We start from the raw sequence: 7,702 nt of genomic DNA, 5'->3' as shown, positions 1-7,702 counted from the left end.
TAGTAGACAAAATGGTTGCTAATTTTGAGATCTACCATGCCTAGTAGACAAAATGGTTGCTAATATTTAAATTTATTAATAATTAGCAACCTTTTTTATTTAAAAAATCTTTAATAAACATAATCTTATGATGTTTAGTTAGTCCATTATGAGCAGCCAGATTTCTCTTAAGTTCACTAAATAAACCCTCCAAACGATTAGTCGTTTTTTCAATATTTAATTCAGCGTATTTTCCAAAGGTAAATAAATGATCCATATTCCGTAGCAAGCTTGCATAAGCACTACGAACGCCACGATGCTTATAAGGATATTTACCTTTTTCATCAGGCTTATCAGAACGCTCATTTAAGAATGTTTTATGCTTAAGATACCAATGATACAGATTTATATAAAACTCATTCTTACGGCTTATTTTGAGTGTTTTAACAAGTATTTTTAACTCTTTTCCCGCTTCTGATTTTGGCTTTCGGGTTAATTTTCTGATGACAAGTGCAACTTGGTGAAATTGACACATCTGGATCGGCGTATTTAAAAGATCTTTCAATAAGCCTCGATTTCCATCGCAGGTAATAGATTGAATATAAAAATTTTTTCTCTTCAGACCAAATTTTAATGGGATCTAATTTTTTCTTGGAGATGAATGTTTTATTGCAGACATTACATTTATAACGCTGAATATTATTACGAACACCATATTTGCGAATATTTTGATTTTGGCAGAAAGGGCAATTTTTTATTCATATTTCAAAAAAGTAGGTTAAAGCCAATTACTATAAGGCTTTAGCCCACTTTTTAGCAACCATTTTGTCTACTATACCAAGCGACTTATTTATGGCGCTTCAAACTAGCCGCAATTACAGTACATCACGGCAATTTAAGTCGTCAAAAGACTGTTCCAAACGTTTGGACAAGGCTTCTTCTGATTTACGCAACCAAACACGCGGGTCATAGAATTTTTTGTTTGGTGAATCAGCGCCTTCCGGATTGCCCAGCTGACCTTGTAAATAAGCTTCGTTCGCTTTATAGAAGTTCAGAATACCTTCCCAAGCTGCCCATTGGGTATCGGTGTCGATGTTCATTTTGATCGCACCGTAGCTGATCGCTTCGCGGATTTCTGCAGTTGAAGAACCGGAACCACCATGGAACACGAAGTCCATTGATTTTGGTGGCAGATTACGCTCTTTAGAAACGAACTCTTGTGACGCCCCTAAAATAGACGGTTTTAACTTCACGTTACCTGGTTTGTACACACCGTGTACGTTACCAAATGCCGCAGCGATGGTGAAACGCGGGCTGACCGGATTCAATTGGTCATAAACATACAGCACGTCTTCCGGCTGAGTATACAATTTGGATTCATCAACACCGGAATTGTCTACGCCGTCTTCTTCACCGCCGGTGATACCGATTTCGATCTCAAGTGTCATACCCATTTTTGACATCCGCGCTAAGTATTCACGGCAAATCGCCATATTCTCTTCCATCGGCTCTTCAGAAAGGTCGATCATGTGTGAAGAAAACAGGGGTTTACCGGTTTCTGCAAAGTGTTTTTCACCGGCATCTAATAAACCGTCGATCCATGGTAACAATTTTTTAGCGGCATGGTCGGTATGTAAAATCACCGGCACCCCGTAATGTTCTGCCAGTTGATGTACGTGTTTTGCACCGGCTACCGCACCCAGCACGTCCGGACGAGAACCATCAGTTGGCTTGATGCCTTTACCCGCATAAAATTGAGCCCCACCGTTAGAAAACTGCACAATGACCGGTGCTTTAACCCGTGCCGCAGTTTCCAATACGGCATTCACTGAGTCAGTACCGACGCAGTTTACCGCAGGTAAAGCAAAGCCGTGTTGTTTAGCATAAGCAAAGACTTTTTGTACATCATCGCCGGTAACAACGCCCGGTTTTACAATATCTAATAATTTTGACATGGTAGATTTCCTATGTTTAAACGAGAGCTGTTACAACTCTCAAAGTTGATAAATCGGATTAACTCAAGTGCGGTTTATGCTTTGGCACGCTCTTCTAAAATCGCCACTGCCGGCAATACTTTGCCTTCAACGAACTCTAAGAATGCGCCACCGCCGGTTGAAATATAAGAGATTTTGTCAGCAATACCAAACAAATCGATTGCCGCTAAAGTGTCACCGCCGCCCGCAATCGAGAAAGCGTCACTGTCTGCAATTGCTTTTGCTACAATTTCAGTACCTTTACGGAAATTAGGGAATTCAAACACCCCGACCGGGCCATTCCACAGAATAGTTTTGGCACCACGGATGATTTCTGCCAGCACTTCTGCCGATTGATCACCCAGATCCAAAATTTGTTCGTTGTCTTGCACATCTGTTACCGCTTTTTCAATTGCCGGTGCAGTTTCAGAAAATTCAGTGGCAACACGTACATCGCTTGGCAATGGGATATCCGCAATTTGCATTAAACGCTGGGCTTCCGGAATCAAATCGGCTTCATACAGCGATTTTCCGACATTCAAGCCTTGCGCAGCAACAAAGGTATTGGAAATACCGCCACCCACAATCAGTTGGTCTGCAATTTTTGATAAAGAATCCAACACGGTTAATTTGGTCGATACTTTAGAACCACCAACGATAGCAACCATTGGGCGAGCCGGGCTTTTCAACGCTTTGCCCAAAGCATCTAATTCATTTGCCAACAACGGACCGGCACAGGCTACTGTGGCAAATTTTGCCACACCATGGGTCGAACCTTGTGCGCGGTGTGCAGTACCGAAAGCATCCATTACAAACACATCGCAAAGCGCAGCATATTTTTTGGTCAATTCGTCTTCGTTTTTCTTTTCGCCTTTATTAAAGCGTACATTCTCCAATACCACCAATTCATTTGGAGCAAGCTCTACCCCATCCAAATAATCTTTAACTAAGCGCACCGGCACGTCTAATGCTTTGTTCAAATAATCAACCACCGGCTGCAACGAATATTCCGGGTTATATTCGCCTTCCGTAGGACGACCGAAGTGGGAAGTAACCATCACTTTCGCACCTTGCTTCAGCGCCAGCTCAATCGTCGGGATCGATGCTTTGATACGTGCGTCGGAAGTCACTTTCCCGTCTTTCACAGGTACGTTTAAATCGGAACGAATAAGAACACGTTTACCCGCCAAATCCAAGTCGGTCATTTTAATTACTGACATAATAAGTCCTCTTATTTAATTGTGATTGATAATTTTACAGCGATTTCTGTGTACCGTAGCGGATTGATTATAGCAATTTAATCTAGCGCCACAATGTAAAATTTTAATGTTTGAAATTATTCCGTTTGAATGCTTTTGATTATACCGCCAAAACCATTTTCTAGCAGAAGCTATCTACTTTTTTGTCAATAACAGCGGTTATTTTTAACACTTTGAACACATTTCTTTTGCAATTCCGGCACTTTAAACCAGAATTTTTTAATTTTGCTAGAATCGGATTTTCGGGCAATTGATCACCTGCCATGCCAAATCATAGCAAATTTGCAGCTCATCACGTCCGGCACCCAAATATTTACCGCTTAACTGTGGGTTATTACGCCGCAACCAAGCAAATAAATCTGAACGTTTCAGATCATAATCCGGCAATTTCAAGCTCTGAAACAGTTCTTGCTGCTTGTCAAAATAGTCCTTGGGCTGACTAAACGCACAAGCGCCGTGTTTTTCCCATTCGCCCTGCAACAGCTGCAAACTCGGAGAGTGTGCCAGATATTTCTCCAACAGTGCCACTTCTAACGGCGGCAAATCACCTTGGCAAAAACGTGGATGATCACTCACCCGACGAGCAGTCGCACTCTGTGGCCACAAGCCGTGAATAACCCAGCCAAACTTCTGGGTTTCACCACATTGATAAGCTGCCGCTTTAGGAATCGCCCCGGCATTGCTGGCACGCAGATTCTGGCAATAACCCGGTGACCATGAAAGCACTAAAGTGTAGTAGCCGGTTTTTGCATTTTTATTCTGTCCGATGGAATCTCTTGCCATCGAAACATCATAATCGCTCTCCAACACAGCATCAATCGAGGCTTTTTGACGGTAGGAAAAATACAGCGCACTTAAAATCAAAGCAAAAAACAGAACAATAAACAGCGCCAGCTGCGAAATTTTAGATGAATTTAGTTGCATAACAGTTTTTTCAATAAAAATTTAAAGATTAACGTTGTTGGTTTTTTCGGCGACTTTGATTATAATCATCCGCTTTTTAAGCCAATACCGATATTAAAAATTTGAGACAATATTTATGGCGCTGCTGATCACCGAAAAATGCACCAACTGCGATATGTGCGAACCTGAATGCCCAAATCAGGCGATCAGCATGGGCGAAGAAATCTATGTGATTGACCCCGCCCTCTGCACCGAATGTGTCGGGCACTACGATATCCCGACCTGCCAAAAAGTCTGCCCGATTAATCATTGCATTATTACGGATCCAGACCATATCGAATCGGAAGACACACTCTGGGAGCGCTTTGCTCTGCTGCACCATTCAGATAAGCTTTAAGTTATCCCGTTAGCGGAAATACCAACGCGACAACAAAACGCCACAGTTAACTGCGACATTCAGACCGCTATTCAACGGATTTTCAAACGATAATACCACCGATTGCTCGATCAATGGATTGACTTGCGCCGGTATTGTTTCACTGAGAACAAACGCCACTTTATCGCTTAACACCACTTTATCCAACGGTTGCGCCTGTTTATTTGCCGTGACTGCAACCAATTGATACCCCGCGTTTTTCAACGCTTGCAACGCCATTTCAGTGCTGCTGCTTTCCAATGCATAAATATGCTCCATCGCCCCCTCCGCTACTCTGGCGGCAGCGGCAGAATACAACTTATCCGCACTTTCACAAACAATGCCCTTTACGCCATAGTACGCAGCGGTGCGGATCACACCGCCAACATTATAAGCATTATCAATGTCGTCGAGCAACAGCACACAATCTTGCAATTTGGCGGTTTTTAGATACGCTTCCAAATTCATCGGTGTTGCTTTTTTGACCAGCATACAAATTCCGCCATGATGTTCGCTACCGCTCACCAACGCCAATTCGGCATTGTCCACCACATGATACGCTTTTTTCGCTGTGGCTAAATAGCTGGTCAGCTTGCCGATGCGGTGGCTGGTTTCAATATTGGTCCACAAACGCACAATACTTTCCGGGCGCTGTCGGAACAGCGCCAAACAGGCGGCTTCACCATAGATTTTCATCTCTTCATTGCGGTTCTTGCGGATTTTTTCCGGTGCACGCGGTGACAACGGACCGGTTTTTTTCTCTCCAGCAACGTCACCTTTAATCATCACCTTAACGCTGCCTTCGCTATTTTTACCGGCTTTAGTCGCCTTCATTTCCCGTTCGCCCCAGACAAAGGCAGGTGTTGCGCTATCCTGACGCTCTCGATTGTCTCTGCTGCGGTTATCACGATCGCGGTTACGGTTATCACTGCTGCGGTTATCACGGCTACGATCATCACGCCCTCCTTCTCGGTTTTGACGTGGCGCTCTCCGTTCGCTACGCTCACCTTCTTTATCGTTGAATCGACGGCGATCCTCCGAAGTGCGGTTCTCAAAACGAGGTTTATCTGAAGTGCGTTTATCAAAAGTGCGGTTTTCTGAAAAACGTTTTTCCTGTCTGTCACCGCGTGGTTCGGCGCGTCCGCCGTCATTGCGAGAATTGCGCTGTGAGCTGCGCTCGCCACGCGGCTCTTTCGCCGAAAAACGGCTACCAGATTTAGGTTGTTGAAATGCAGGTTTGCGGTTGGATTTATCGTTCATGCAGGTGCCTATAGGTTGATGGCTGAAAAGAGTTTATATGCGCCAACATACAAACGTGATATGGTGCCGATTATAGCAAATTTTTATTCCAATTTAAGCAAACTTCTCGGCAAAACCCTGTTCAAACTGAATTAAGGCAGGTAAACTAAATCACTTTATTGTCTTTTTTGAATTTTGATACTTTTGATTATTAATTATTATTGTTTATGCCGAATACTAAATATCGTCAGTCGTTGCACCAGCTACAATCTCTGCCGTTTCTGCCACAAATGGCGGAAGGGGTAGAGTTTATTTACTCCACCGCAGACTATAAACAACACTTTATTCAGCTCATCCGGCAGGCAAAAACACGCATTTACATTACCGCACTTTACTGGCAAAACGATGAAGCCGGCCAAGAAATGCTGGCTGAATTATATCAAGCGAAACAACGTAATCCGCACTTGGACATCCAAGTTTTTGTTGATTTCCACCGGGCACAGCGTGGTTTAATCGGTGCTGAAATCCAACAAACCAACGCCGAATGGTACGCCGAACAACGCCAAAAATATGCGTTGGATCCACAAAACGACATCGCTTTCCACGGCGTGCCGATCAACACCCGCGAATTGTTCGGGGTGTTGCATATTAAAGGCTCAGTATTTGACGACACCATTCTCTACAGTGGCGCCAGTATTAATAATGTTTATTTGCATCAACAAGATAAATATCGTTATGACCGCTACCAAAAAATCCGTAACCGTGCGTTAGCCGACAGTTTTGTCGCATTTTTAAACGACTACCTGAACGATCAAAGTGCGGTTCAACGTTTAGATCAGCCGGTTCGTAAAGACAAAAGCATCCGCCCTGCAATTCGCCACTATCGGAAAAAACTCAGCCAACACAGCCAATATCACGTCAGTGAGACAGTCGAGTTTGATCCAAACCAACTACTGATTTCACCGATTTTCGGGCTATCCAACGGCAATCAATTGAATACCGTGATCGAGGCGTTATTCAGTGTAGTGCAGCAAAAACTGACCATCTGCACTCCCTATTTCAACTTTCCACGCAGCCTACGGTTGCAACTGGCACAGTTATTGAAAGAGGGTAAAGCAGTGGAAATTATTGTCGGCGACAAAACGGCCAACGACTTTTATGTTGCACCGGACAAACCGTTTAATATGTCGGCAGCATTGCCTTATTTGTATGAAATGAATTTGCGAAATTTCTGCAAAAAGCAGCAAAAAATGCTAAATAATGGTCAACTTACCGTGCGTTTATGGCAACACGGCGATAACTCCTACCATCTGAAAGGGGTATGGGTCGATGATCACTATATTTTGTTGACCGGTAACAACCTCAACCCACGTGCTTGGCGGTTGGACGCAGAAAATGCGCTGTTGATTCAAGATCCGCAGCAGCAATTGCAACCGCAGGTGCAACGTGAGCTGCAAACCATTCGCCAACATACTCAGCAGCTTCACCACTACCGTGCACTGGAAAAACTGCACAGCTATCCGCCGGAAGTCAAAAAACTACTGAACCGCTTCCGCCGTTTACAAGCCGATAAAATCGTGCGCTTAGTTCTGTAAAATCAGGATCAGGGTACGGTGAAACCACACGCAGATTATTACAAAGATATTTGATGAGGCAAAGTAGGGGAGGATTATATATCCGCTCGTTTGCGAAGTGCGGTATAAGCACTTAATAAATAAAGAAAAGATGCAAAGTGCGGTTCGGGGCGATATATAATCGCCCCTTACAGTTACAACATTAATCGGGTATTTTAACCTTTGTCAGCAGTCTAAACCATCAACAGACCCTAGGGCCTGTTGTTGTTTTGATTATATTATTTGAGCTAAACCTAATCTTTTTAGCTTAGCACGGCAAGGCCGTACTAGGTTACGCATAGATAAGCCGCTTTGCGGCTC

General features: G+C 43.7%; 7 protein-coding genes. 2 read left to right on the top strand and 5 right to left on the bottom strand.

All coding sequences use genetic code 11. The annotated features are described in order from the left end of the window. Window positions 1–82: 82 nt before the first annotated feature. From FHQ30_RS01330 to FHQ30_RS01315, 4 genes are all read right to left on the bottom strand, one after another. Entirely contained in the window at window positions 83–544 is a 462-nt protein-coding gene (locus tag FHQ30_RS01330; protein ID WP_500692247.1) for an IS256 family transposase, variant Zn-binding type, read from the bottom strand. A 310-nt stretch (window positions 545–854) separates the two neighbouring features. Further along, the gene (gene fbaA, locus FHQ30_RS01325) at window positions 855–1,934 is read right to left on the bottom strand and encodes a class II fructose-bisphosphate aldolase (protein WP_139611133.1); all 1,080 of its coding nucleotides are present in this window, start codon (window positions 1,932–1,934) and stop codon (window positions 855–857) included. A 74-nt stretch (window positions 1,935–2,008) separates the two neighbouring features. Continuing rightward, a complete protein-coding gene (gene pgk, locus FHQ30_RS01320; RefSeq protein WP_139611134.1) occupies window positions 2,009–3,172 on the bottom strand; it encodes a phosphoglycerate kinase in 1,164 nt (387 codons plus the stop codon). A 267-nt stretch (window positions 3,173–3,439) separates the two neighbouring features. Continuing rightward, the gene (locus FHQ30_RS01315) at window positions 3,440–4,135 is read right to left on the bottom strand and encodes a ribonuclease T2 family protein (protein ID WP_139611135.1); all 696 of its coding nucleotides are present in this window, start codon (window positions 4,133–4,135) and stop codon (window positions 3,440–3,442) included. A gap of 115 nt (window positions 4,136–4,250) precedes the next feature. On the opposite strand from FHQ30_RS01315, the gene FHQ30_RS01310 reads away from it, so the two are divergent. Continuing rightward, the gene (locus FHQ30_RS01310; protein ID WP_139611136.1) at window positions 4,251–4,511 is read left to right on the top strand and encodes a YfhL family 4Fe-4S dicluster ferredoxin; all 261 of its coding nucleotides are present in this window, start codon (window positions 4,251–4,253) and stop codon (window positions 4,509–4,511) included. Window positions 4,512–4,520: 9 nt separating this feature from the next. Here FHQ30_RS01310 and FHQ30_RS01305 read toward each other — a convergent pair whose 3' ends face one another. Then, window positions 4,521–5,789: a TrmH family RNA methyltransferase gene (locus tag FHQ30_RS01305; protein WP_139611137.1), complete on the bottom strand. Its 1,269-nt coding sequence runs from the start codon at window positions 5,787–5,789 to the stop codon at window positions 4,521–4,523. A 206-nt stretch (window positions 5,790–5,995) separates the two neighbouring features. Between FHQ30_RS01305 and pssA the strand changes: the two genes are divergently transcribed. Further along, a complete protein-coding gene (gene pssA, locus FHQ30_RS01300; RefSeq protein ID WP_139611138.1) occupies window positions 5,996–7,363 on the top strand; it encodes a CDP-diacylglycerol--serine O-phosphatidyltransferase in 1,368 nt (455 codons plus the stop codon). The last annotated feature ends 339 nt before the right edge of the window (window positions 7,364–7,702 follow it).

Source organism: Testudinibacter sp. 'clade 2' (assembly GCF_006227735.1).
Classification (GTDB): Bacteria; Pseudomonadota; Gammaproteobacteria; order Enterobacterales; family Pasteurellaceae; genus Chelonobacter.
The sequence above is the reverse complement of the archived record's forward strand: the minus strand, read 5'-3'. Positions and strand labels throughout refer to the sequence as shown.

What these genes read in the sequence shown, in the direction of transcription:
- fbaA (WP_139611133.1), bottom strand. Translation starts at nt 1,934, where the DNA reads ATGTCAAAATTATTAGATATTGTAAAACCGGGCGTTGTTACCGGCGAT.
- pgk (WP_139611134.1), bottom strand. Translation starts at nt 3,172, where the DNA reads ATGTCAGTAATTAAAATGACCGACTTGGATTTGGCGGGTAAACGTGTT.
- FHQ30_RS01315 (WP_139611135.1), bottom strand. Translation starts at nt 4,135, where the DNA reads ATGCAACTAAATTCATCTAAAATTTCGCAGCTGGCGCTGTTTATTGTT.
- FHQ30_RS01310 (WP_139611136.1), top strand. Translation starts at nt 4,251, where the DNA reads ATGGCGCTGCTGATCACCGAAAAATGCACCAACTGCGATATGTGCGAA.
- FHQ30_RS01305 (WP_139611137.1), bottom strand. Translation starts at nt 5,789, where the DNA reads ATGAACGATAAATCCAACCGCAAACCTGCATTTCAACAACCTAAATCT.
- pssA (WP_139611138.1), top strand. Translation starts at nt 5,996, where the DNA reads ATGCCGAATACTAAATATCGTCAGTCGTTGCACCAGCTACAATCTCTG.